Annotated in this window: 25 protein-coding genes; 13 read left to right on the top strand and 12 right to left on the bottom strand. The window is 53.6% G+C overall.

The annotated features are described in order from the left end of the window. Positions 1-4: 4 nt before the first annotated feature. The 12 genes from ACZ25G_RS04230 to ACZ25G_RS04175 form a co-directional block, all read right to left on the bottom strand. Positions 5-1,600 (bottom strand): FAD-dependent oxidoreductase, encoded by a 1,596-nt coding sequence (locus ACZ25G_RS04230; RefSeq protein ID WP_191481906.1) that lies wholly within the window; start codon positions 1,598-1,600, stop codon positions 5-7. A 13-nt stretch (positions 1,601-1,613) separates the two neighbouring features. Then, on the bottom strand, positions 1,614-2,288 hold the full coding sequence (locus ACZ25G_RS04225) for a 4Fe-4S dicluster domain-containing protein (protein WP_191481905.1): 675 nt from the start codon (positions 2,286-2,288) through the stop codon (positions 1,614-1,616). Between the two features lie 16 nt (positions 2,289-2,304). Continuing rightward, positions 2,305-3,132, bottom strand: coding sequence for an FAD/NAD(P)-binding protein (locus ACZ25G_RS04220; RefSeq protein WP_463681646.1), 828 nt, complete (start codon positions 3,130-3,132; stop codon positions 2,305-2,307). Next, entirely contained in the window at positions 3,129-4,154 is a 1,026-nt protein-coding gene (locus ACZ25G_RS04215; protein ID WP_191481903.1) for a 4Fe-4S dicluster domain-containing protein, read from the bottom strand. The genes ACZ25G_RS04220 and ACZ25G_RS04215 overlap by 4 nt, the downstream gene beginning before the upstream one ends. Positions 4,155-4,157: 3 nt before the next feature. Beyond that, a complete protein-coding gene (locus ACZ25G_RS04210) occupies positions 4,158-5,129 on the bottom strand; it encodes a 4Fe-4S dicluster domain-containing protein (protein ID WP_191481902.1) in 972 nt (323 codons plus the stop codon). After that, positions 5,117-5,557 (bottom strand): hydrogenase iron-sulfur subunit, encoded by a 441-nt coding sequence (locus ACZ25G_RS04205; RefSeq protein WP_191481901.1) that lies wholly within the window; start codon positions 5,555-5,557, stop codon positions 5,117-5,119. The genes ACZ25G_RS04210 and ACZ25G_RS04205 overlap by 13 nt, the downstream gene beginning before the upstream one ends. Beyond that, positions 5,542-7,539, bottom strand: a complete 1,998-nt coding sequence (locus ACZ25G_RS04200; RefSeq protein WP_191481900.1) for a 4Fe-4S binding protein — start codon at positions 7,537-7,539, stop codon at positions 5,542-5,544. The genes ACZ25G_RS04205 and ACZ25G_RS04200 overlap by 16 nt, the downstream gene beginning before the upstream one ends. A gap of 12 nt (positions 7,540-7,551) precedes the next feature. Continuing rightward, positions 7,552-7,935 carry a 4Fe-4S dicluster domain-containing protein gene (locus ACZ25G_RS04195; RefSeq protein ID WP_342680556.1) on the bottom strand — a complete coding sequence of 128 codons (384 nt, stop codon included), beginning with the start codon at positions 7,933-7,935 and terminating at the stop codon, positions 7,552-7,554. A 16-nt stretch (positions 7,936-7,951) separates the two neighbouring features. Then, on the bottom strand, positions 7,952-8,740 hold the full coding sequence (locus tag ACZ25G_RS04190) for a CoB--CoM heterodisulfide reductase iron-sulfur subunit B family protein (protein WP_191481898.1): 789 nt from the start codon (positions 8,738-8,740) through the stop codon (positions 7,952-7,954). Positions 8,741-8,783: 43 nt separating this feature from the next. Then, the gene (gene fumC / locus ACZ25G_RS04185) at positions 8,784-10,175 is read right to left on the bottom strand and encodes a class II fumarate hydratase (protein ID WP_191481897.1); all 1,392 of its coding nucleotides are present in this window, start codon (positions 10,173-10,175) and stop codon (positions 8,784-8,786) included. Between the two features lie 97 nt (positions 10,176-10,272). Beyond that, positions 10,273-11,220 carry an L-lactate dehydrogenase gene (locus tag ACZ25G_RS04180; protein ID WP_191481896.1) on the bottom strand — a complete coding sequence of 316 codons (948 nt, stop codon included), beginning with the start codon at positions 11,218-11,220 and terminating at the stop codon, positions 10,273-10,275. Next, positions 11,213-11,911: a redox-sensing transcriptional repressor Rex gene (locus tag ACZ25G_RS04175; RefSeq protein ID WP_191481895.1), complete on the bottom strand. Its 699-nt coding sequence runs from the start codon at positions 11,909-11,911 to the stop codon at positions 11,213-11,215. The genes ACZ25G_RS04180 and ACZ25G_RS04175 overlap by 8 nt, the downstream gene beginning before the upstream one ends. A gap of 550 nt (positions 11,912-12,461) precedes the next feature. Between ACZ25G_RS04175 and ACZ25G_RS04170 the strand changes: the two genes are divergently transcribed. The 13 genes from ACZ25G_RS04170 to ACZ25G_RS04110 all read left to right on the top strand — a co-directional run bounded on the left by ACZ25G_RS04170 (position 12,462) and on the right by ACZ25G_RS04110 (position 24,764). Further along, positions 12,462-13,004, top strand: a complete 543-nt coding sequence (locus ACZ25G_RS04170; protein WP_191481894.1) for a stage V sporulation T C-terminal domain-containing protein — start codon at positions 12,462-12,464, stop codon at positions 13,002-13,004. A gap of 174 nt (positions 13,005-13,178) precedes the next feature. Further along, a complete protein-coding gene (locus ACZ25G_RS04165; RefSeq protein ID WP_191481893.1) occupies positions 13,179-13,676 on the top strand; it encodes a ribosome maturation factor RimP in 498 nt (165 codons plus the stop codon). After that, complete coding sequence (gene nusA, locus ACZ25G_RS04160) at positions 13,673-14,746, top strand: transcription termination factor NusA (RefSeq protein ID WP_463681645.1); 1,074 nt, start codon at positions 13,673-13,675, stop codon at positions 14,744-14,746. The genes ACZ25G_RS04165 and nusA overlap by 4 nt, the downstream gene beginning before the upstream one ends. Before the next feature lie 87 nt (positions 14,747-14,833). Further along, the gene (gene rnpM / locus ACZ25G_RS04155) at positions 14,834-15,103 is read left to right on the top strand and encodes an RNase P modulator RnpM (protein ID WP_191481891.1); all 270 of its coding nucleotides are present in this window, start codon (positions 14,834-14,836) and stop codon (positions 15,101-15,103) included. Further along, positions 15,096-15,407, top strand: coding sequence for a L7Ae/L30e/S12e/Gadd45 family ribosomal protein (locus ACZ25G_RS04150; RefSeq protein WP_463681644.1), 312 nt, complete (start codon positions 15,096-15,098; stop codon positions 15,405-15,407). Before rnpM ends, ACZ25G_RS04150 begins: the two co-directional genes overlap by 8 nt. A gap of 72 nt (positions 15,408-15,479) precedes the next feature. Then, positions 15,480-18,269 carry a translation initiation factor IF-2 gene (infB, locus tag ACZ25G_RS04145; protein WP_463681643.1) on the top strand — a complete coding sequence of 930 codons (2,790 nt, stop codon included), beginning with the start codon at positions 15,480-15,482 and terminating at the stop codon, positions 18,267-18,269. 82 nt (positions 18,270-18,351) lie between these two features. After that, a complete protein-coding gene (rbfA, locus tag ACZ25G_RS04140) occupies positions 18,352-18,696 on the top strand; it encodes a 30S ribosome-binding factor RbfA (RefSeq protein WP_191481888.1) in 345 nt (114 codons plus the stop codon). A 21-nt stretch (positions 18,697-18,717) separates the two neighbouring features. Beyond that, entirely contained in the window at positions 18,718-19,689 is a 972-nt protein-coding gene (locus ACZ25G_RS04135) for a DHH family phosphoesterase (RefSeq protein WP_463681642.1), read from the top strand. 3 nt (positions 19,690-19,692) lie between these two features. Next, complete coding sequence (truB, locus tag ACZ25G_RS04130) at positions 19,693-20,586, top strand: tRNA pseudouridine(55) synthase TruB (RefSeq protein ID WP_463681641.1); 894 nt, start codon at positions 19,693-19,695, stop codon at positions 20,584-20,586. A gap of 1 nt (position 20,587) precedes the next feature. Then, on the top strand, positions 20,588-21,544 hold the full coding sequence (locus ACZ25G_RS04125) for a bifunctional riboflavin kinase/FAD synthetase (RefSeq protein ID WP_463681640.1): 957 nt from the start codon (positions 20,588-20,590) through the stop codon (positions 21,542-21,544). A gap of 169 nt (positions 21,545-21,713) precedes the next feature. Next, the gene (rpsO, locus tag ACZ25G_RS04120; RefSeq protein WP_191481934.1) at positions 21,714-21,977 is read left to right on the top strand and encodes a 30S ribosomal protein S15; all 264 of its coding nucleotides are present in this window, start codon (positions 21,714-21,716) and stop codon (positions 21,975-21,977) included. A 221-nt stretch (positions 21,978-22,198) separates the two neighbouring features. Next, positions 22,199-24,316, top strand: a complete 2,118-nt coding sequence (locus ACZ25G_RS04115) for a polyribonucleotide nucleotidyltransferase (protein ID WP_191481884.1) — start codon at positions 22,199-22,201, stop codon at positions 24,314-24,316. A gap of 130 nt (positions 24,317-24,446) precedes the next feature. Then, positions 24,447-24,764 (top strand): hypothetical protein, encoded by a 318-nt coding sequence (locus ACZ25G_RS04110; RefSeq protein WP_463681639.1) that lies wholly within the window; start codon positions 24,447-24,449, stop codon positions 24,762-24,764. Positions 24,765-24,933: the final 169 nt, after the last annotated feature.

The following is a 24,933-nucleotide window of genomic DNA, read 5'->3' as shown; positions in this document are numbered from 1 at the left end:
TAAATTATTTATTTCTCCGATAATCCGGCAGGAGTTTCGGAGAGACCATATCGCTGGTAATACCAGCTTCCTTCATTTCCTTGGCGTAAGCGTCCACGTGGGCCAGGGTCAAGGCGCCTACCGTGGTTTCTTTCGCTTTGGCAGAAGCGTTGCGGCCTGCGTTACGGCCGAATACAATGATGTCCAGCAGGGAATTGCCCATCAGCCGGTTGCGGCCATGGATACCGCCGACAGCCTCGCCTGCCACAAACAGGTTTTCGATGCTGCTCTGGCCGTTGCTGGAGATATCGATACCGCCGTTTTGATAGTGCAGGGTGGGGTAAACCAGAATAGGCTCTTTGCGGATATCAATATCGTATTTTGCAAACATACGCATCATAGCCGGAATGCGTTTTTCGATGGTGCCTTCGCCGCCTTTGAGCTCGATCATAGGAGTGTCCAGCCATACGCCGGTACCTTCCGGTGTGGCAACACCTTTGCCGCGGTCAGAGCATTCACGGATGATGGAGGCCGCCGACACATCGCGGGTTTCCAGGGGATGCATAAAGACCTCGCCGTCTACATTGATGAGTTTCGCTCCCAGGGAACGCACCTTTTCCGTAACCAGAGCGCCGAAGATCTGCTCCGGATAGGCCGCGCCGGTGGGATGATACTGCAGGGTATCCGGATACAGCAGTTTGGCTCCGGCACGATAGGCCAGTACCAGGCCGTCAGCGGTTGCACCATAGTGGTTGGAGGTGGGGAAGCCCTGGTAATGCAGGCGTCCAGCGCCGCCGGTGGCAATGACCACTGTCTTTGCCCGGGCGATCAGGATCTCCTGCGTTTCCATGTTCAGCAGAACAGCACCAGCCGCTTTGCCGTTTTCATCCAGGATCAGCTCGATGGCAGCGGTAAAGTCCACAACAGGGATCTCACGGTTGAGCACTTCATCCCGGAGGGTACGCATGATTTCTGCACCGGAATAGTCCTTAGCTGCATGCATTCTCTTGCGGGAAGTGCCGCCGCCGTGGGTGGTAATCATGGTGCCGTCAGGTGCTTTGTCAAATTCCACACCCAGGTCATTGAGCCACTGGATAGCCTCAGGTGCTTCGGTGACCAGTTTATAGAGCAGTTCCGGTTTAGCGGCAAAATGGCCGCCGCCGAATGCGTCAAGATAGTGGACAGCCGGGCTGTCATTGGGCTTATCAGCCGCCTGGATGCCGCCTTCTGCCATCATGGTGTTGGCGTCGCCAATCCGCAGCTTGGTAACAATCATCGCCTTCGCGCCGGCGTTGTCAGCCTCGATGGCAGCAGATGCGCCGGCGCCGCCGCCGCCGATGATCAGCACATCCACGTCGTAATCCACATGGCTTAGATCAATTTGATCCGGCTGGATTCGGCTGTTGGCCTGCAGCAGGGCAGCCAGTTCCTTAGGCACCTTTTCCCCTTTATTGGGGCCGATGGCCAGGACATCAAACTCTTCCTGTCTGTAGTCGGGATGATAGGTTTTCAGGAGGGTGTCCTTTTCTTCCGCAGTCATTCTTCTGGGCTCCAGCACAGCGTTGGCCTCGCGGTTGGCCTCCACCTTTTTCATGGATTCCAGCATTTCTTTTGTATACATGAACTGGCCCTCCTTATTTCTCGATATCTCTGTGGTTGTAAAGTTCCTGCATTTCTTCCAACGGCTTCTGCATCAGGCCTTCCAGCAGCTCTTTGAAGTCGCCGTTTTTGATCTCGCGGACCCGGTTTTCCAGATGCTCCGACTTGGGAGCCAGGTATTTACCGTTGAGACGGCGGGCCAGCATGGCTACCTGCGGATGGGAGATTCCGGCCGGACAGCGGGAGGAGCAGACACCGCACATGACGCAGTCAAAGGACTCCTCGGCACATTTTTCAAAGTCGCCGCGCTGAGCATAGGCGATATACTGCATAACGTTAAGATCTTGGGTGCAGCTCTTGGTGCAGGCATTGCAGCCGATACACGCATAGATTTCAGGATACAGCTGCATCATAATCTGCTGGGTGGGAGATACCTTTTCGATATCGTACACCTGCTTGACCAGGGGGAAGAAGGGCAGGGTAGCGACATACATGTTATCTTCTACCTTGGTCTGGCAGGCCAGACAGGCTTTCAGCTCCCGGTCGCCCTTAATACGATAGATGGTGGCGCAGGCGCCGCAGAAGCCGTTGCGGCATCCACATCCGCGGATCAGCTGGTAGCCTGCGTATTCCATCGCTTTCATAATGGTCAGATTGGAGGGAACTTCATATTGTTTTCCCATGAGAAAAATATGAACCATTGTTTCCATTGCGCTACTCTCCTTTTTAATACTCGTTGGGAAGCTCGTCCAGCTGGTCAAAGCGGAATACCGGACCGTCTTTGCACACATACTTGCTGCCGATGTTGCAGCGACCACACTTGCCAACGCCGCACTTCATACGCAGCTCCATGGTGGTGTATACCTGTGTTTCCTGGAAGCCGAGCTCCTTCAGGCCCTGCAGGGTAAATTTAATCATTACCGGAGGACCGCACATGAGCACCGTTTTGTTTAGATCCGGCTGGAGCTCCTTGACATAGTTGGGGACAAATCCCACATGTCCATCCCAGCCTTCTTGGGGACGGTCGATGGTCAGGTTGACCTCAACGCCCTCGTCGGCCATCCATTCGTCCAGGATTTCCCGATAGTCTACCAGGTCATCCTTAGAGCGGGAACCGTAAACGATCTGAATGCTGCCGTAATTGGCACGGTTATCGCGCACATAGTTGATAACGGAGCGCAGGGGGGCCAAGCCGATACCGCCGGCGATAAAGAGAAGGTCCTTCCCCTTGAGGGCGGTTTCTACCGGGAAGCTGTTACCGTAAGGCCCGCGGATGGTAATCTGTTGGCCAACGTCCATGGCGTGGAGCCAATTGGTCAGGCAACCGCATTTTTTAATACTAAACTCCATAAATTCCGTGTTGGTAGGGGAAGAGGTGATGGAGAACATTGCTTCGCCTACCCCAGGGATGGAGAGCATAGCGCATTGGCCGGGCATGTGGTCAAAGACCTTTTTGCCGTCCAGGCCAACAACGCGGAAAGTTTTGACGTCAGGTGTATCGATGCGGATATCGGTCACGACGCCAATCTTGGGAATTAAAGTTTCAGCGTTCATTTGGTATCTCCCTCCAGTGTTTTCGCGACCTTCACAATATTCATGGAGATCGGGCATTTGGCAAGGCAGCGGCCGCAGCCGACGCAGCCATACTCGCCGTCATTGTTGGCGGGGAAGTAGACCAGCTTATGCATAAAGCGCTGGCGGAAACGTTCCAGCTGGGTCAAGCGGGGATTTCCGTGGGCCATTTTGGTGAAATCGGAATACATGCAGGAATCCCAGCAGCGGAAGCGGGTAATTCCGTTTCCGGTGTTGAAGTCCCGGATGTCATAACACTGGCAGGTGGGACAAACAAAGGTACAGGTACCGCAGCCCAGGCAGCTTTCTGAAAGCTCGGCCCACTTGGGAGAATCGAAAACCTTGAGAAGGACGTCGCCGCCATAGCTCTGGGTAGAGAAGCTGGCCAGAGGCAGTTTTTTCATCAATGCAGAAGTGGCTTCCTGCTGACTTGCTACCGCTTCATCGCCGCCTTCTTCCAGCAGGCCGGCAGCCAGATCGACAAATTGCTGGCCCTTTTCCGTCAAAACGGAGAGGTAGAGGTTCTCCTCATCCATCCAGCAGCTGACATCCCCTTCAGGACGGGTGGGATCAATGCCAAAGCTGGTGCAGAAGCAGGTTTCCTCAGGACGGGTACAGGCCATGCTGACCACAATACCGTGTTCCCGACGGGACTGGTAGTAGGTGTCCACCGGATCGGCCAGGAAGACTTTGTCCAGGATGGAAAAGCTGCGGGCGTCACAGGCGCGAACCCCGAAGATGACAAAATCGTCATGCTCTGTGCGGGGGTCGATGATCTCGATTTCCTTGCCCTTGACCTTAAAGTCAACTAAGTTTTCGGTCTGGGGGAAGAAGAAATCTTTGGCGCTGCGCACGGTGTTGAGGGCCTGGCTCAGTTTTGCGCCCTCGGTCCATTTTTGATATTTGGCCTGACCGCTTGCATCGTCCACCGGCAGGTAAAGGGCCCGGTCAGCAGAAATAGCGGCAAACAGGTCGTCTAATTTTGCAAGGGAAAGTTTCAGCATGGCTTATTTTCCCTCCCTTTCATATACAATGCCGGGCTCTACATCGCCCTCGGTATAATTGGTGAGGGGAGCACGGCTGTCGGTATCGGCGCCGGCTTGGTAATCGCCGTAGAAGGTGTCAATATCCTTGATAAATTTCCGGTTGAGCAGGTGCAGCGGGATATTCTGAGGGCAGACACGGGAACATTCTCCGCAGTCGGTGCAGCGGCCCGCCACATGGAAGGCGCGGATAATGTGGAACATGTTTTCTTCAAAGCTATCAGCCGCAGCCTTTTGAGCAATGCCGGAAGCGTCGTTGTCGAACACGCATTTTTCACAGGAGCAGGCGGGACATACATTGCGGCAGGCGTTGCAGCGGATGCAGCGGGAAAGCTCGCCCCGCCAGAACTCAAAGCGCTCGTCGGGAGTCATAGCCTCCAGCTTGGCTACCATATCGAAGCGATGGCTGTCCAGTACCTCACCATCTTCTCCGATGAGCTCATCGTAAGCTACATGTTTTTTGCTCTTGCAGTTGAGGCAGCGCTCCGGCAGCACGTCTTTCTTGGCCACTGTTTGCTCACCGTAGAGGGTATCTACCACAAACTGGTCGCCCTCGGAGGAGATGCCCAGAATGCCTTTGATGCCCTTGGCTTTGAGGGCTTCTCCGTCGGTTTTTCCGTCGCAGGGAATGCCCACTGCATACACATTTTCCCGCACAATGCGGTGTTCCTTGATCAGCTGGTTAAAGCTGTATGTATCACAGGGCTTCAAAAAGACCAGGACCTTACCCGGCTTGCGGGACTCCTTGATCAGATATTTGGAAAGGTTGTTTCCGCAGAAATCGTTGGCGACAAAGCCGTTGTCGATCTCCTCTACGCTCTCAAAGACAGCAGGGGTTACGTCATAGACAAACTCGCCGGTTTTCCAGCCCAACACACGGTCGACGGTGGAGTTCTGGAGCAGTTCCTTGGCTTTTGCAATGATTACTTCTTGCATCTCAGATCCTCCAATCTCTTATTCTCGCCCAGTTTGGTCACGGCGGCAACAAATTCATTCATAGTCTGAGCAAACTTGGCGCCTTCCGCAGCGGAAACCCATTCCACACGGGTGCGCTCTTTCTCAATGCCCAGATAGTCCAGCATGGAGAACAGCAGGGTCATGCGGCGGCGGGCATAGTAGTTGCCGGTGGTGTAATGGCAGTCGCCGGGATGGCAACCGCAGAGGATTACACCATCAGCACCCCGCTGGAAAGCGCGAAGGATAAACATGGGGTTGACCCGGCAGGAGCAGGGAACCCGGATGATCTTGACATCAGCGGGATAGTTGAGGCGGTTGGTTCCCGCCAGGTCCGCGCCTGCATAGGAACACCAGTTGCAGCAAAATGCGACGATTTTGGGCTTGAATTCTTTTACTTCATGTTGCATATTGCATCCACCTCCGCCATAATTTGGCTATTCGAGAAGCCTTTCAGATCCATTGCACCAGACGGGCAGGCTACGGTACAAGCGCCGCATCCCTGGCAGACAGCCTCGTTGACCGAAGCTACGCGGCGGATTGCCGTGGTCCGGTCGGGCATGACAAACTCTTTATCCAAATAGGTAATAGCGCCGTAGGGGCAAACCTTTTCGCAGGACGAGCAGCCATTGCACATCAATTCGTCGGAATGAGCCACACAGGGGTTGCAGGTCAGCTTGTTCTTGGCCAGAAGTCCGATGACCTTGGCCGCAGCCGCGCCAGCTTGGGAAACGGTCTCCGGAATATCCTTGGGACCCTGGCAAGTGCCGGAAAGGAAGATACCAGCGGTGGGGCTTTCTACCGGACGCAGCTTGGGATGAGCTTCGGTAAAGAAGTCGTTGGTATCCATGCTGGCTGTGAGCATGGTCCCCAGGGAACGGGCGCTCTTATCGGGCTCAATAGCGGCGGCCAACACCACCATATCGGCGTCAATATGAAGCTGTTCGTTGGAGATCAGGTCGGAAGCCTGTACCGACAATTTGCCGTCGGCACGGGGCGTTACCTTTCCTACCATACCTTTGATGTAATGGACGCCATATTCTTCCACCGCCCGGCGATAGAACTCATCAAAGTTCTTACCAGGGGTACGCACATCAATGTAGAATACATAGACATCGGTATCCGGGTATTTTTCACGGGTCAGCATGGCATGCTTGGCCGTGTACATGCAGCAGATTTTGGAGCAGTAGGGCTTGCCGCAACCGGATGTGTCACGGGAGCCAACACACTGGACAAATACAATGGTGTGAGGATGCTTGCCGTCGGAGGGACGAAGCAGGGTGCCGTTGGTAGGACCTGCCGCGTTGGTCAGACGCTCAAACTCCAGGGAGGTGACAACATCCTTGCTCTGGGAGTAGGCATATTCCTCAAACTGATCCAGCTGGATGGGATTATATCCGGTGGCCACAACGATGGCGCCGTATTCCCGCTCTACGATCTGATCTTTCTGTTTATAGTCGATGGCCCCAGCGGTACATACCTTGGCGCAGACGCCGCACTTGCCGTTTTTGAGCATGTTACAGTAGTCAGGGTCAATGGTGGCAATTTTGGGAACGGCCTGGGCAAAGGGAATATAGACAGCCCTGCGGTTATCCATTCCCAGGTTAAACTCGTTGGGAACCCGTTTCTGAGGACATTTTTCGGTGCAGAGGCCGCAGCCGGTGCACTTGGTCTCGTCCACATACCGGGCTTTCTTCCGGATCTTCACCGTGAAGTTGCCCACAAAGCCCTTGACCTCTTCCACCTCGCTGAAGGCGTAGATGTTGATGTTATCGTTCTGGGCGCAATCCACCATTTTGGGGGTCAGGATACAAGCGGCACAGTCCAAGGTGGGGAATGTTTTATCCAGCTGGGTCATCTTGCCGCCGATGGTGGGCTGTTTCTCTACAATGTCCACCTCAAAGCCGGCATCGGCGATATCCAGCGCGGTCTGGATGCCTGCGATACCGCCGCCGATGACCAGCGCACGCTTGGTAACCGGGCTTTCCCCAGCGATGAGGGGGGTGTTCAGCTGTACCTTCGCAATGGCTGCACGGCCCAGGATAATGGCTTTTTCTGTTGCGGTGGGCATATCTTTATGAATCCAGGAGCACTGCTCGCGGATGTTAGCGATTTCGACCATATAGGGGTTGAGTCCGGCAGAGGCTGCCGCCTTCCGGAAGGTCGCCTCATGCATACGGGGGGAGCAAGAGCAGATGACTACACCGGTGAGCTGATGCTCCTTGATGGCATCTTTGACCAGATTCTGTCCCGCTTCCGAACACATATATTGGTAGTTGATGGAGTAAACGACACCGGGCTCGTGAGCCAAGGCCTCTGAAACCGCGTTGACGTCTACAGTGCCGGCAATATTACTACCGCACCAGCAGACAAACACGCCAATTCTTTGCATTTTGTTTCCTCCTTATTTGCTGTACTTGCGAAGGGCGGTTACGATGGCCTGCTGCGGCAGATCTTCGTCCAGCAGCGCAGGGATATCATCGGCCTTCAAATGGTTTTGCCCCTGCTGGCGGATGACCAGCAGGCGTACCGCTTCCACAAGCTTAGCGGGTTCCACGCCGCGGGGACAACGCTCCAGACATGCGTAGCAGGAAAGACATTTGTAAATGGATGGGGAAGCCATCAGCTTGTCGATCTGGCCTTTTTCCACCATATAGACAAACTCATGGGGATGGTATTCCATCTCATCGTAAGAAGGGCAGGTGGCGGAACATTTGCCGCAGCGCATACACTTCAAAACGTTGACGCCGCTGGAGCGGAGAACTTGTTCTTTATCATATTTGCTCATATTTCGCGCTCCCTTCTCAGTCTTTTACGCCTAAGGCTTCCGCCAAAAGCTCGGTGAAGTACAACACCGGCAACCGGTTTTGCTCCGGCGTATTCTTGGTCAGGTTGTATAGGCACAGGGGACATGCGGTGATCAGCATGTCGGCCTTCATCTCAGCGGCGTTTTCCATCACCGCTGTGCTCTTTTTGCTGGCAAGGGCCTTGTCCTCCATGGTCACATAGCCGCCGCAGCATTCATTCCGGTTGGCATAGATAACCGGCTCGCCTCCCAAAGCACGGATAAGATCTTCCATGATCTTTGGGTTTTCCGGGTTATCCATCTGCAGCACCTTGCCGGGACGAAGCAGCAGGCAGCCATAATAGGCGCCGATCCGTTTGCCGGTCAGCGGATTTTTCACCGCTTGGGCCAGTTTGTCAAAGCCGACCACATCACGCAGCACTTCCAGATAATGAAGCACCTCGGCTTCCCCTTGATAGGGCTCATCCAGCTGCATATAGTTGTTGGCCTTTTGGGAAAACTCTTCGTTTTCCTTCATGTCATGGTTGGCCTGTTTGAGCACGTTGTGGCACGCTGAGCACAGGGTGACCAGGGTGCGGCCCTGTTCTTTGGCGGTATTGAGAGCCCGAACGGCTGCCAGTTTGCTGGCAATCTCGTCCTGCGCCATGGAATAGGCGCCGCCGCAGCACTGCCACTCCGGCAGTTCCTCCAGCGTAAAGCCCAGGGCTTCCGCCGAACGGCGGGCATACCGGTCCAAATCCTGGGCCTTGTTTTTCAACGTGCAGCCAGGATAATAACTGAATATCATACGATTCCCTTCCCTTATCGTGAAAGTTTACTGGACGAGGGTGTTAGGCCATCTCTTCCGGATGGAATACCTCGTCAAATTTTTCTGCCGTCAGGAAGCCCAGCTCAACACAGGCCTCTTTGAGGGAGATGTTGTCCTTATAGGCTTTCTTCGCCGTTTTGGCAGCGTTTTCATAGCCGATGTAAGGATTCAGCGCGGTGACCAGCATCAGGGAATTATGCAGGTTGTGATGCATCTTTTCCCGGTTGGCGGTAATGCCCACAGCACAGTTGTTGTTAAAGGAAACCATGCACTCCGCCAGCAGTCTGGCCGACTGAAGGAAATTATAAATGCACACCGGCATGAATACGTTGAGCTCAAAGTTACCCTGAGATGCGGCCATCCCCACAGCTACGTCATTGCCCATGACCTGGACAGCAACCATGGTGACAGCTTCACACTGGGTCGGATTGACCTTGCCGGGCATGATGGAGGAGCCGGGCTCGTTTTCCGGAATGAAAATCTCGCCGAGGCCGTCCCTGGGTCCGCTGGCCAGCCAGCGCACATCGTTGGCAATCTTCATCAGATCAGCCGCCAGGGCTTTCAGAGCCCCGTGGGCGAAGACCAGCTCGTCCTTGCTGGTGAGGGCGTGGAACTTGTTAGGTGCGGTGATAAAGTCCTTGCCGGTCAGAGCGGACACAGCTTCTGCCACCTTTACGTCAAATCCGGCAGGGGCATTGAGCCCGGTGCCGACAGCCGTGCCGCCCAAGGCCAGTTCCTTGAGTTCGGGCAGGGCCAGTTCCAGCATCTTTTTGTCCTTTTCCAAAGAGGAGCGCCAGCCGCTGATCTCTTGGGAGAACTGGATGGGGGTGGCGTCCTGGAGATGGGTGCGGCCGCTTTTGACAATGCCGCGGTTTTCCTCTTCCAAACGGCGGAAGGTGGAAACCAGCAGGTCAATGGCCGGGAAGAGCTTGTCTTCAATGGCAAGGACCGCCGAAATATGCATGGCGGTGGGGAAAGTGTCATTGGAAGACTGGCTCATATTGATGTCATCATTGGGATGCAGCAGCTTTTTGCCGGCAATTTCATTGCCGCGGTTGGCAATGACCTCGTTGGCGTTCATGTTGGACTGGGTGCCGCTGCCGGTCTGCCAGACGACCAGAGGGAAGTGGTCGTTCAAAGCGCCGCTGATGACCTCGTCGCAAGCCTGGGAAATCGCCGCCAATTTTTCGTCGGTCATCTTCTCCGGCTTCAGGGCGTGATTGGCCTGAGCGGCAGCCTTTTTCAGGATGCCAAAGGCATGGGTAATCTCCCGGGGCATCGTTTCGATTCCTACGCCGATGAGGAAATTCTCATGGCTGCGTTCGGTCTGTGCTGCCCAATATTTATCCGCAGGCACCTTGACTTCGCCCATGGAATCGTGCTCGATCCGGTACTCCTGTTTTTTCTGTTCCATTTCTATCGCTCGCTTTCCTATATAAAATCAGAACAAAACTTACAGTACCGGCCAGCGGGCGGCAGGTGGCCGCCCGTTTGCCGGTCTTTCTGAAAGTTTAGATGTTGATATTTTTCAGGACAGCCTTCAGGTTGTCGGCGCTCTTGTGAAGCAGCGCGGTTTCCTCATCGGTCAGGGGGATCATCAATTTTCCGGCCAGTCCGCCTGCTCCGACAATGCTCAGGGTGCTTAGACATACATCATCAATACCGTACTCGCCATGCATCATGCTGGATACGGTCATGGTGGTGTCAGCGCCGCTGAAGATGCATTTGCAGATATGACATACGGAAACTGCCACGGCATAGAAGGTAGCGCCTTTGCGCTCGATGATCTTAGCTCCGGACTTACGGATGTAATTTTCAACTTCGCTATGTACCAGCTTGGGAATAACGACGTCTTTCTCTGTGAGACATTCGCTGTACTTATCAATGGGAATATTAGAGACACTGCCTACGGACCAGGGGACAAAGGAAGAATCGCCGTGCTCACCGAAAACATAGGCATGAACATTCTGCTGATTGATGGAAAAATACTCAGCCAAACGGGCGCGGAGACGGGCAGTATCTAGAATAGTGCCGGAACCAATGATCTGTTTTTCAGGCAGACCGGAGACTTTGGTAAATACATAGGTAAGAATATCAACCGGGTTGCTGACGATGATATACACCGCATTGGGGGCATACTTTACGATTTCGGCCACAATGGATTTGGTAATGTCAACGTTGACCTGGGCCAGTTCCAGGCGGGATTGACCGGGCTTTCTGGCGATACCGGATGTCAGGATGACAATATCGGAGTCTACTGCGTCAGGATAGCTGCCGGCATAAATCGAAATTGGGGGGCAGAAGGGAACGCCCTGCCGGATATCCAGAGCCTCACCCATAGATTTCGACTCGTTGATATCGATCATGACCACCTCAGTGGCAATGCCATTTACTGCCATGGTGTAGGCGATGGTCGAGCCGACGCTACCAGCGCCGATAATAGTTACTTTTTTACCCATTTCTTTTTCCTCCTATTTCCTTTTCAGACTGACGGCCGTTTCTTCTTGTTTCTCCCGGATAACCGCTCTGTGTTTTTAAGTGGTAGGAGAGCAGCGCCAGGGAGGAAGCCATGTTTTCCCGCTGGACCAGTACGCCGGGAGGGGCCTGCAAATGGACAGGGGCAAAATTCCATATCGCCCGCACCCCGCCAGCCACCAGGGCATTACAGCAGGATTGGGCGGCCGCAGCCGGCACGGTCAGCACACCAATTTGGATACCAGACTCCCGGCAAAAAGCGGGAAGATCTTCCACCGGCAGAATCGGCTTTTGGTCCACCGTATTGCCAATCAGTGCTTTGTTAACATCAAAGGCTGCGACAATATGAAGACCGTATTCCGCGAAGCCGGAGTAAGAGAGAAGGGCGAGCCCTAAATTTCCCACCCCCACCAGGACGGTGCGGTTACAGGTGCCATACCCTAGAAACTGCTCAAGATCCCGGATTAGATCAGAAACCAGGTAACCGATTCGTGGCTTTCCGGCGTCGCTGACCGAAGCGAGATCTTTCCGGACTTGAACTTCTCCTAGGCCTAGCCCTGCCGCAATTGCCGCCGCGGAAATGTTGGGCGGACTGCTTTCGGGAAGACCTTTTAGGTATGACAGATAGGTGGGAAGCCTCTGCAGCGTCAGCCGGGAAATGCTGCTGGAAGCCATGGACACACTCCTTTCCTTCCGCGAATTTCAGATGCCCTTGTTCGCCAATTGGAAATCAGCACGCTTTTTATCGATAAATAAATATCGATAAAAAGCAAAAAAATCTTCCGCATGAGCTGAAAAACCACTTCATGGGAAATCAAGCGAAAGCTATGAAAGGGAACAAAAAGCATCGAATTTCGTATATTCATACTATAACATAGATTCTGCCGGATGAAAAGTGGTTTCGAAAAAAACTACATCTACGTAGAAAAAGAAAAAAGTGGAGAAAACACCATTATTTTTGTCGATTTTTTCACAAAGATTTTTAAAGTATGGAAAATGAGGTAAAAATAATGGGTTTTGCAATAAAATCCCTGGGAGCAGTTAAGGATAACTGCCGCTCATAGATTTTACTATATAATAAGGTAGATAGCAATGGAAAGAATTTCTCCTGATTTTTAAATCGTAATCCGATGTGGAAATTTCTTTTTGGGGATGCATAGAAAATTCCAAATGGAGGATACTAACCACAGAATCATAAAAATAAATCTTCAGGAGGTAAAATAAATTGAAGGCAACAGGTATTGTGAGAAGGATCGACGATTTAGGCCGGGTGGTCATCCCCAAAGAAATCCGCAGAACCATGCGGATCAGGGAAGGGGATCCCCTTGAAATTTATACAGACAACGACGGAGAGGTCATCTTTAAGAAGTATTCGCCTATCGGAGAGCTGGCCTCCTTTGCGGGGCAGTACGCGGACGTGCTCTATAAAATTGGCGGCCACCCTGTCATCGTCAGCGATCGGGATCACGTGGTTGCCGTCTCCGGTATCCCCAAGAAGGAGATGATCGAGCGCCGTGTCTCCGCCTCCCTGGAGGATATTATGGAACAAAGACGGGGGTATATCTATACCTCTAAGGAACAGAAGCGGCTGCAGCCGGTAGAAGGGGTGGAGCGCTATGCCAGCGTCGCCATCCCCATCCTCTCTGGAGGGGATGTATCGGGCACCGTCATGTTTTTGGCCAGCGAACCGGCAGCGGCCGTAGGGGACAGCGAGATCAAACTCATCCAGGCGGCGGCTGCATTTTTGGGCAAACAAATGGAGGAATAGGCAAAAATAGCTCAGTTTCGGTAAAAACGGGGTAAAAAACGGCGGAAATGGGGATTCCAAGGGTGAAAAAACCTTGACAGTAGGCGTTTTTCAGTGTATTCTATTTAAAGTAAGAATAGAGTGAAGGTGAAGAGTGGGTTTTCCCACTCTTTGCTTTATGTTGGAGTGATTTTTTTGGCGAAGGGAAGTTCGGGCGGTGGGACCGTCCAGATTGTCACCGGTATTGTAGAGCCGGTAATCCGGGATATGGGACTGACTTTGTGGGATGTCCGCTTTGAAAAAGAGGGGGCCTATTGGTACCTGCGCATCTTTATCGACAAAGAGGGCGGAGTTGACATTGACGACTGCGAGCGGGTCAGCAGGGGGATCGACAAGCTCCTTGACGATGCGGATCCTATCTCCCAAAGTTATTATCTGGAGGTTTCCTCTCCCGGCGTGGAGCGGGATCTTGTCAAGGATTGGCATTTTAAGCAGTTCCTGGGACATAAAATTAATGTTAGACTGATCCGTCCGGTGGATGGCCAGCGGGATTTCACAGGAGAACTGATGTCCTATGAGGATGGGACTGTGACCATGCGGTTAGAGAACGAGACTGTTTTTTCCGTCAAAAAGGCGGATACGGCATTTATACGACTTTATGACGATTTTGATATGGGAGGAAGCGGAGAATGAACACCGAGTTTTTTGAGGCCCTGTCGCTTTTGGAGAGGGAAAAGGGCATACCGGCGGATTATTTGCTGGAAAAGATCAGCAATGCCATCGTTATCGCCGTCAAGAGAGACCACGCTGGGGTGGAAAATGTGCTGGTTGACATCAATCCCGACAAAGGTGTCTTTGATGTGGCCATCGTCAAAAACGTAGTGGACCAGGTGGAAGACGACGCCAATGAAATCCTTTTGGAGAATGCAATCCAGTATGATAAAAAGGCTCAGGTGGGATCGGTAGTCAATATTCCCCTGGAGACCAAGCAGTTTGGCCGTATCGCCGCCCAGACCGCCAAGCACGTCATCCGTCAGGGCATCCGAGAGGCGGAGCGGGGACAGATGCTCCAGGAGTTCCAGAACAAGGAGCAGGAGATTGTCACCGCCATTGTCCAGCGCATCGATCAGCGCAGAGGGACTGCTACCCTGGAAATCGGCAGAAATGAGGCGGTCCTGCCCAAATCCGAGCAGGTGCCGGGAGAGGAACTTCACGAAGGAGACCGGATCAAGGTTTACGTGGTGGAAGTGGCCGATTCCGACAGAGGCCCCCGGGTCATGATTTCCAGGAGCCATCCAGGGCTGGTCAAACGGCTCTTTGAGATGGAGGTTCCCGAAATTTACGACGGCGTGGTGGAGGTCAAGGCCATTTCCAGAGAGGCTGGCTCCCGGACCAAAATTGCGGTCCACACCAAAGATCCCAATGTGGACGCCGTAGGCGCCTGTATCGGACAGAGAGGCGTGCGGGTGGCCAAGATTGTCGACGAACTGGGCGGCGAGAAGATCGACGTCATCAAATACAGCGAAGATCCCACAGAGTTTATTGCCGCTGCCCTTTCTCCTGCTGATGTCATCAGTGTGGAAATAGAGGACGAGGAGCAGAAGATCTGCCATGTGGTGGTGCCTGACAACCAGCTTTCCCTGGCGATCGGCAACAAGGGGCAGAATGCCCGTTTGGCTGCCCGGCTCACCGGATGGAAAATCGACATCCGCAGCGAAAGCGCCCCGGTGCCAGAACCCGCGGCTCCGGTAGAGGAGGAATAAAGGAGAATTCCGCCGGTTTTCCGGCGATGCGATAGAGAGCAAAGAAAAACGAAAGCTTTTGATGGATGTCAAAGGATGGAGGATGTTATGCAGGCCAGAAAAGTTCCCATGCGTATGTGTACCGGGTGCAGGGAGATGAAGCCCAAAAAGGAATTGGTCCGGGTGGTCAAAACCAATGCGGGCGAAATCTTCCTCGACCTCACCGGAAAGAAATCGGGACGGGGCGCCTATGTTTGCAGAAACCTGGAGTGCTTCCAGAAAGCCCGGAAGCAAAAGGGCTTTGAAAGAGCCTTCTCCTGCGCCATTCCCGATGAAGTGTACCAAAAGATGGAGGAGGAACTGCAGGCAAGTGAATGAACAACTGCTATCCTTCCTCTCGCTGACCAAAAGAGCGGGCAGGTTAGCTCTCGGGTTTGATGTAGTAAAAGAAGCGGTCCTGAAACAGCGGACAGGGCTTGTCCTATGTGCATCCGATCTGTCCCCGAAGACAGAGAAGGAAATCAACTTGATTTGCAGCCGGGCAGGCGTTGAGCGAAGAACGATTCCGGCGACGATGGATGAAATCTGGTTTTCCGTTTCCAAGCGTTCCGGCGTGTTGGCAGTGTTGGACCAGGGAATGGCGGACCGTATCCGGCAGATGTTAAAGCCGTTGGATGGCTAGGATGCTGGCCTTTGCCAGGAGAGAGATAGAAGATGTAAAACGGTGGCCGCAATGACAAGGAGGTAACGCCCAGTGATCATAAAGTACAGAGTCCACGAGGTCGCAAAAGACCTGAATGTCCCCAGCAAGGATGTCATCGATCTGCTCGGTGAACATTTCGATACCCCTAAAAAACATATGACAGCGTTGACAGAACAGGAGCTAAATCTTGTTTTTGAGTATTTTACACAGAAAAATCAGGTGAAGGACTTTAATGCCTATTTTGCATCCGGCATTAAAAAGGAAGCGCCGAAGGCCCCGGCAAAACCGGCAGTAAAGGCGCCGGCTCCCGCCCCGGCAAAATCAGAACCAGCGGAGGCAAAGGCTCCGGCCAAGGCGGAGGAGAAATCTGCCGCCCCAGCTCAGCCGGCTCCCCAGAAGACCCAGGAGGAAAAGCCGGCTCCGGCACCCCGTGCCCAGCAGCCAGCTTCTCCCCGCTCCGATGCGCAGGAACGGCCTCGCGCCCCCTATCAGGGAAATCAGCAGGGGAGCCGTCCAACTTATCAGGGCGGCCAGCAGAACAACCGCGGTTCCTTCCAAGGTGGCCAGCAGGGAAGCCGCCCGCCTTATCAAGGAAATCAGCAAGGTGGACGCCCAGCCTATCAGGGTGACCGGCAGAACAACCGCGGCTCCTTCCAAGGCGGTCAGCAGGGTGGCCGTCCCAATTACCAGGGTGGCCGGCCTTCTCAGGATGGCCGCCAGGGCGGACGTCCGGCCCATCAAGGCAATGGCCGCCCCTTCCAGAAAGGGGAGCAGGGAACCAAGCGCCCGGCGCAGAATAAGCAGCTGCCCCAGCGTCAGGCTCCGACCACTGCGGGAACCAACTCCAATGTCTCTACCATTGATAAGGATAAGAATGTCCGCTATGTAGATATGCGGGCAGCCCAGGTCAACCTAGATAAATACAACGAGCACTATGAGCAGATTGCTCCTGCTTCCGCCATCACACGGGATAATGTGCAGAAAAAGCAGAAGATCAACCAGCGCAGTGCCCAGCGTGGAAAATACGGACGCAAAAAGGAGACGGAGGCAGAGAAGCTCCGCCGCATCGAGGCTGAACGGGCGAAACGGCCTCAGATGCATCTGGTTCTTCCCGAAGCCATTGTGGTGGGAGAGCTTGCTTCCAAGCTGATGGTGCCGGCGGCCCAGGTCATCAAAAAACTGATGGGCCTTGGGGTCATGGCCACTGTCACCGAAACCATTGATTACGACACCGCTGCCCTAGTGGCCATGGATTTCGGGGCCAAGGTAGAAAAAGAGGTAGTCATCACCATTGAGGAACGTCTGATCGACGACAGCGAGGACGACACCGATTCCCTCCAGGAGAGAAGCCCGGTTGTGGTGGTTATGGGCCATGTTGACCACGGAAAGACCAGCCTTCTCGACGCTATCCGTCATTCTGATGTCACCGCCACCGAGGCCGGTGGTATCACCCAGCACATCGGTGCTTATCGGGTGAAGATTAACGATAAATACATCACCTTCCTGGATACCCCCGGCCATGAGGCTTTTACCTCTATGCGTGCCCGCGGCGCCCAGGTTACCGATATTGCCATCCTGGTGGTAGCCGCTGATGACGGCATCATGCCTCAGACGGTGGAGGCCATCAACCATGCCAAAGCGGCGGGAGTTTCCATCATTGTGGCCATTAACAAGATGGATAAACCGGAAGCCAATCCCGAAAAGGTGAAACAGGAGCTGACAGAGTACGAGCTGGTGCCAGAGGAGTGGGGCGGCGACGTCATCTGTGTCCCGGTTTCTGCTAAAACCCACGAAAACATCGATACCCTGCTGGAAATGGTCCAGCTGGTTGCCGATATGAAAGAGCTGAAGGCCAATCCCGACCGCCTTGCCAAGGGTACTGTGATTGAGGCAAAGCTGGATAAGGGCCGGGGTCCTGTAGCCACGGTATTGGTGCAAAACGGCACCCTTCACACCGGCGATGTCATCATCGCGGGCACAGCCCTGGGCCATGTCCGGGTTATGCTGGATGACCGCCATCGCAAGGTGACCGAAGCCGGCCCCTCTGTTCCGGTGGAGATTACCGGCCTTTCTGAGGTGCCGTCTGCCGGAGACATCTTCAACTGCGTTGAGGACGAAAAACTGGCCAAGGAACTGGTGGAACAGCGTAAGCATGAGCTGAAGGAAGAACAGTTTAGCACCTATCAGAAGGTCACCCTTGACAATCTCTTCTCCCAGATCGAGCAGGGCGAGGTCAAGGAGCTGCCCATCATCATCAAAGCCGACGTCCAGGGCTCGGTGGAAGCAGTCCGCCAATCTTTGGAGAAGCTTTCCAATGACGAGGTGCGGGTCAAGGTGATCCACGGCGCTGTGGGCGCGGTCAGCGAATCTGATGTTATGCTGGCCGATGCATCCAACGCCATTATCGTAGGCTTCAACGTCCGTCCCGACCCGGTAGCCAAGGACGCAGCGGAACGGGATGGGGTGGAAATCCGTCTCTACCGTATTATCTACGATGCCATTGAGGAGATTAAATCCGCCATGAAAGGCATGCTGGCCCCCAAATACAAGGATGTGGATCTGGGCCGTGCAGAGGTGCGCCAGGTGTACAAGATCTCCAATGTTGGCGCCGTGGCCGGATGTTATGTGTTGGAGGGCAAGATTACCCGCAGCGCCAACATCCGTATCGTCCGGGATGGCATCATCATCGCCGACGATAAGCTCGACAGCCTCAAGCGGTTTAAAGACGACGTCAAAGAGGTTGCTTCCGGTTACGAGTGCGGTATGAGCCTGGAGAAATTCAACGACATCAAAGAAGGCGACATATTTGAAGCATATGTCGTGGAAGAATACAGAGAATAACAAGGAACTGGTTACCAGCAGGCAGTTTGCCTGCTGGTAATTTCTCATCGGCTCTCTATGGGCCAGTAAGGAAGTGAAAGAGATGGCAGGATACAAAGTGGACAGAATCAGTGAGGATGTCAAGAGAGAGCTGACCGATATTATGCGTTCCCTCAAGGATCCCCGCATCAGCGGACTGATTACCATTGTCCGTACTGAAATGAGCAAGGATATGTCCCAGGTGAAGGTTTACGTCAGCTCTATGGATGGGATAGAAGGGGCCAAGGAGGCCGTCAAAGGCCTCAAGAGCGCAGCAGGCTTTATCCGCCGGGAGATCAATCTCCGGCTGAAGCTGCGCTGCTCCCCGGAATTTAAGTTTATCCCGGATGACTCCATAGAGCACAGCGCCCACATCTCCAGCCTGCTGCGGGAGCTGGATCATGAGTAATTGCCGGAGGGAAGGACAGCCATGACAAAGACAAAGGATCAAAAGAGAATTTCGGTGGAAGATGTAGCGTCGATGCTCAGGCAGGGGGAGGATTTTTACATTCTCTGCCATCAGCATCCTGACGGGGATACCTTGGGTTCCGCCTTCGGGCTTTACTACGCGCTGAAAAAACTGGGAAAGCGGGCAAAGGTTTTGTGTTCTGACCCGATCTCGGAGCGGTACGGCTACATGACCAAGGACTACCTGGAAGAAGAGTTTGCCCCCGGTATGATTGTGGCGGTGGATATTGCCGATACCCAGCTCTTTGGGGAAAAACTTCTTCCCTATAAAGACCGGGTGGATTTGTGCATCGATCACCACCCCTCCAACATATTTTATGCGGAGCGTGTCCTTTTGGAAGACCAAAGCGCCGCCACCGCTGAGGTGATCTATGAGGTCATCGAAGCAATGGGGGTAGCATGGGACCCGGTGATGGCATCGGCCATCTATACCGGGATTTCCACCGATACCGGCTGTTTCCGCTATACCAACGTGACTGCCCGCAGCCATCGGATCGCGGCGGACCTTTATGATAAAGGGGCCATGGCGGGGATGATCAACCGGATCATGTTTGACACCAAGAGCCTGAGCCGTATCCGGATGGAGCAGATGACCCTTTCCTCTATGGAGTATCACTTTAACAACCGGTGTGCTTTCATCGTCGTATCCCTGGATGCGATTCGGCAGACGGGGATCAGTGACAGCGAACTGGACGGTATATCCGCCATTCCCCGTCAGATTGAAGGGGTACAGGTTGGGGTCACCTTCCGGGAAAAGGAAGGCGGCTACAAAATTTCCGTTCGCACATCGGAGGAAATTGATGCATCCCAACTATGCGGCAAATTAGGGGGCGGCGGCCATGCCCGGGCTGCCGGCTGCTTTATTGCGGAGGATTTGGCCCATGCCAAAGAGATGGTCCTGTTGGCCCTGGCCCCAGTGATGGAGGGCAGATAGTCAATGGACGGAATCCTCTGTGTGAACAAACCTCAGGGCTTCACCTCCTTTGATGTGGTGGCGAAGCTGCGGGGGATGACCAAGACCCGGCGCATTGGCCACAGCGGCACCCTGGATCCCATGGCCACAGGGGTGCTGCCGGTGCTTATCGGCACAGCCACCAAAGCCTGCGACCTGATGCCGGATCAGGATAAAAAATACCGGGCCCGGCTGCGGCTGGGGGTTACCACCGACACCCAGGATATGACGGGGAACATCCTTGCCCAAAGGGACGCCCGGCCGACGCGGGCGGAGATTCTGCAAGCGGTGGAAAGCTTTCGGGGGGAAGGGATGCAGATTCCACCCATGTATTCCGCCATTAAGATCGGCGGCCGGAAGCTGTGCGATCTGGCCCGGGAGGGCATTACGGTAGAACGCCCTCCACGGCCTATTACCGTGTATGGTATTTCTGTCCTCTCCATGGAGGGCGATGAGGTGGATTTTGACGTCCACTGTTCCAAAGGCACCTATGTGCGCACTCTTTGCCACGACATCGGCGAGAAGCTGGGATGCGGGGCGGCTATGGTTTCCCTGGAGCGAACCATGGCCTGCGGCATCTCCATCGACCAGTGCCTGACTTTGGAAGAGATCCAGGCACTGGCTGACACGGGGAAACTGGAAGAGGCGCTTTTGCCGGTGGAATCTGCCTTCAAAGAGCTTCCGGAGGTGCGGTTGGGAAACCGCCAATTTGGCCAGTTTGTCAACGGTGTCAAACTGGATTTAGAAAGGATTTCCTGCCCTGAGGCCAAGGGCAACCTGCGGGTTACCGGGGAAGACGGCGCCTTTGGCGGACTTGCCTATCGGGATGAGGAGGAAGGAAAGCTGCGGATCAGAAAGCTATTTTGGGGGAGGCAATAATTTGGTTACTTCCTATACATTACAATATCAGATAGAGACGCCAACAGCGGTGGCCCTGGGTCTGTTTGACGGGGTTCATAAGGGCCATCGGGCGGTGATCCAGAAAGTGGTGGAACAAAAATCCGCCGGTCTCACCCCCTGCGTCTTTACCTTTACGGTCCATGGGGAAAAGCCTGCCTCTAAAAAAGGATATTTGGAGATCATGTCAGGCCGCCGCAAAAGCGAAATTTTTGCGCAATTGGGCATTGCAATAGAGCTCTGTCCTGATTTTGACCAATTCCGAGATCTCACCCCCAGAGAATACGTAGAGAAAATTCTGGTAAAGGGACTGCAGGCCAAGTATGTGGCCTGTGGCTATGATTTCCGCTTTGGCAAGGGGGCTGCCGGAGATGTCGGCACCCTTCGTCAGCTGTGCGGAGAGTACGGGGTAGAGGTCTGCGTGGTAGATCATATTGACGATGGAGGATGTCCGGTCAGCTCCACCCGGATCCGGAGCCTGATTTTAGACGGGGAGATGGAAGAAGCCAACCGGCTGCTGGAAAGCCTTTTCACAGTGGATACCAAGGTAATCCACGGCCGTCGGTTGGGAAGGAAGCTGGATTTTCCCACCATTAACCAGCCCTTTGAGAAGGGGCATATTATTCCGCGGTTCGGAGTTTACGCCTCCATCGCTTATGTGGATGGGGCATGGCGCCCCGGAGTCACCAATGTGGGAATCAAGCCCACGGTAGAGGTCAAAGATCCCCTGGCTGAAACCTATATTCTGGACTTTGATGGGGATTTATATGGAAAAAGTGTGGAGGTAGCGCTGCTTTCCTTCCTGCGGCCGGAGAGAAAATTCGACTCCATCGAACAGCTGAAGGAGCAGATCAGCCAGGACAGTGAGGCCGCCCGGCGCATTTCCGGCGCCTACCTGAAAAACCGGAGAATAGAGGAAAGAAATTTACAAAAAATATAGACAAAAAATCATCTCTATGGTATCCTATACTAGTTAGTGGGATAGGAGAAAGTCTATCTATACTCACAGCCCTACCGTATGCATGGAATAGGGAGTAAGCCCCTGAGGGGAAGTGCCTGCCCTTTTCTATGGTACCGGTAAATATTTTAAAAAGAGGTGCATTTCTATGCTGGACAAAGCAGTCAAAGCCCAGATCATCGCAGACAACGCCACCCATGAGGGTGACACCGGTTCTCCTGAGGTGCAGATCGCTATTCTGACCAAGAGAATCAACGAGCTCACCGAGCATCTGAAGGTCAACAAAAAAGACCATCATTCCCGGAGAGGCCTTCTGAAAATGGTTGGTAAGAGAAGAAATCTTCTCAACTACCTGATCAAAAAAGATATCAACCGTTATCGTGCAATCATTGCAAAACTGGGTATCCGTAAGTAATTTTGCTTTGAAGGCAGGTGTTTATTGCACCTGCCTTCAAACGCATATTTACCTTTTGCATTCCCGGTGATGCCGGGGGCAGAAAATAGAATATCCGAGGCGGTTGCCTGCTTTTTAAGCGTATGGTTTTAGCAGTGCATCGGGGACGCAAGCGGAGGTTTGCGTAACGGATGAATTGCTAAACCAGGGTGGATTGCCTCGCAGAAAATGGAGGTCATGTCATGTTCGAAAATTTCCGCGTGTTTGAAACCGAGCTGGCCGGAAAGAAGATTTCCTTTGAAACCGGTAAGATGTGCTGCCTTTCCAACGCGTCCGTCCTGGTGCGCTATGGCGAGACCACAGTGCTGGTGAACGTCACAGCGTCAAAAAAGCCCAGAGAGGGGATCGATTTCTTCCCCCTGTCGGTGGACTTTGAGGAAAAGCTTTATGCTGTAGGTAAAATCCCTGGTTCCTTCCTGAAGAGGGAAGGCCGTCCGTCCCAGAAAGCCATTTTGGCTTCCCGTTTGGTGGACCGCCCCATTCGTCCCCTCTTCCCCAAATATATGAGAAACGATGTTTCCGTTGTGATGACGGTGTTGTCCGTTGACCCGGACTGCTCTCCGGAGATCGCCGGTATGATCGGCACCTCCTTCGCCCTGTCCATTTCCGATATCCCCTGGAACGGCCCCATTTCCGGCGTCGCCCTGGGCCTGGTGGACGGCAAGGTGGTTATCTGCCCCGATGAGGAGCAGAGAAAGGTTTCCGATATGGCGGTAACTGTGGCGGGTTCCAAAGATAAGATCGTCATGATCGAGGCGGGCGCCAACCAGGTGCCTGAGGATGTCATGCTGGATGCCATCGCCCAAGGCCATGAGGAAATTAAGAAGATGGTAGACTTTATCGCCGGTGTCCAGGCGGAGATCGGAAAAGAGAAGTTTACCTTTGAGTCTATGGAAGTAGACCACGACTTCTTTGAAAAGATCAAAGAATTTGCGGAAGAGCGTGTCAAAGAGGCACTGGATACCGACGATAAAAACGAGCGGGATGCCAGATTGGCTCCCATTGTTGAAGATATTCACGCCAAGTTTGATGAGGAATATCCAGAGCTGGTCGACACGGTGGATGAGTGTATGTACCAGCTGCAGAAGCAGATTGTCCGGGCATGGCTCAAACAGGGCAAACGTGTGGACGGCAGAGGCCTGGATGAAATCCGCCCGCTGAATGCCGAAGTCGGGCTCATCCCCAGAGTCCACGGCTCCGGTATGTTCACCCGTGGACAGACCCAGGTGCTCACCATTGTCACCCTGGGCCCGGTCAGCGATGCTCAGATCCTCGACGGCATCGACGGCGAGGATTCCAAGAGATATATGCATCAGTATAACTTCCCCTCCTACTCGGTAGGTGAGACCCGGCCCAGCCGCGGTCCTGGCCGCCGCGAAATCGGTCACGGCGCCCTGGCAGAGCGTGCGTTGGAGCCGGTGATCCCCTCGGTGGAGGAATTCCCCTATGCTTATCGTCTGGTGTCTGAGGTTCTCTCCTCCAACGGTTCTACCTCCCAGGGCTCCATCTGCGGCTCTACCCTGGCTCTGATGGATGCCGGTGTGCCCATCAAGGCGCCGGTGGCAGGTATCTCCTGTGGTTTGATTACCGACGGCGATGACTGGATGACCATGGTAGACATCCAGGGCTTAGAGGACTTCTACGGTGACATGGACTTTAAGGTAGGCGGTACCGAGAAAGGTATTACCGCCATCCAGGTGGATATCAAGGTCGACGGCCTGACGCTTCCTATTATAAAAGAAGCCTTTGAGAAAACTCGGAAGGCCAGAATGTATATCCTCAACGAAGTAATGCTCAAGTGCATTCCTGAGCCTCGGGCAGAGCTGTCCAAATACGCACCGAAGATGCTTACCCTCACCATTGATCCTGAAAAGATTCGTGAGGTTATTGGTTCCGGCGGCAAGGTGATTCAGAGAATCTGCGCGGAGTGCAATGTCAAGATTGACATTGAGGACGACGGCAAAGTCTTTGTCTCTGGTGTAGATATTGACGATGCCCGCCGTGCCGTCCAGGTCATTGAAACCATTGCCAACGATCCGGAGGTGGGCGCCCTCTATAAAGGAAGGGTAACCCGGCTGATGAATTTTGGCGCCTTTGTGGAAATTGCTCCTGGTAAAGAGGGCTTGGTCCATATCTCCAAGCTGGATCTCAAGCGGGTAGAGAAGGTAGAAGATGTGGTCACCGTGGGGGATGAGATTATTGTCAAGGTAACGGAAATTGATTCCCAGGGCAGAATTAACCTGTCCCGGAAGGACGCCTTGATGGAAATTCAGGCCAAGAAAAACAAAGAGAAAGAATAATAAGCAGCAGTTGCTGAAAAAAGGCCCCGGAACCAGGAAGTTTCGGGGCCTTTCTTATAAATTTTCTTTTCGTGAGCGGGTATTTGTGCTATAATGATGTCTACACGAAGTGCAAAAAAGGGGAAAGATCATGAAAAAGCGATTGATTGGAATCATATTATGTATAATGCTGGTTTTGGGCGGTGCGCAGACCGCTTTAGCAGCTCCAGTTCGATATGAGGAGGAAACTGCTCCCGTATCCACTACGGCGCCCCAGACCACAACGACCTCCGCCATCGAGACCAACAGTGACGGAACGATTAAGCTGACCAGGGAACAGGACATCGCTGTTATATTTTTCTCCCTGCTGGCCATAGGCGGGGTGGCCCTTGGCCTGGCAGAGAAGGCCAGAAAAAATAAGCGGGGCCCCTTGCGGAGAGACTCATTCGTCAACCAAAAAGGAAAATGACGCTTTGTCCTAAACTTCTGATCCTGTTTGATCACAGAGAATAATTGCCCTTCTACTTATTTATATATAATAGTATACTTGACAGTTGAGGAGATGAAATGGTGAACTGTTTTGAACAAGCAAAACGGGTTGTAGTCAAGGTGGGAACTTCTACCCTGACCTATGATAC

The sequence above is a fragment of the Zongyangia sp. genome (assembly GCF_965361945.1).
Note: the sequence above shows the minus strand (reverse complement) of the source record. Positions and strands in the feature narration are given on the sequence as shown.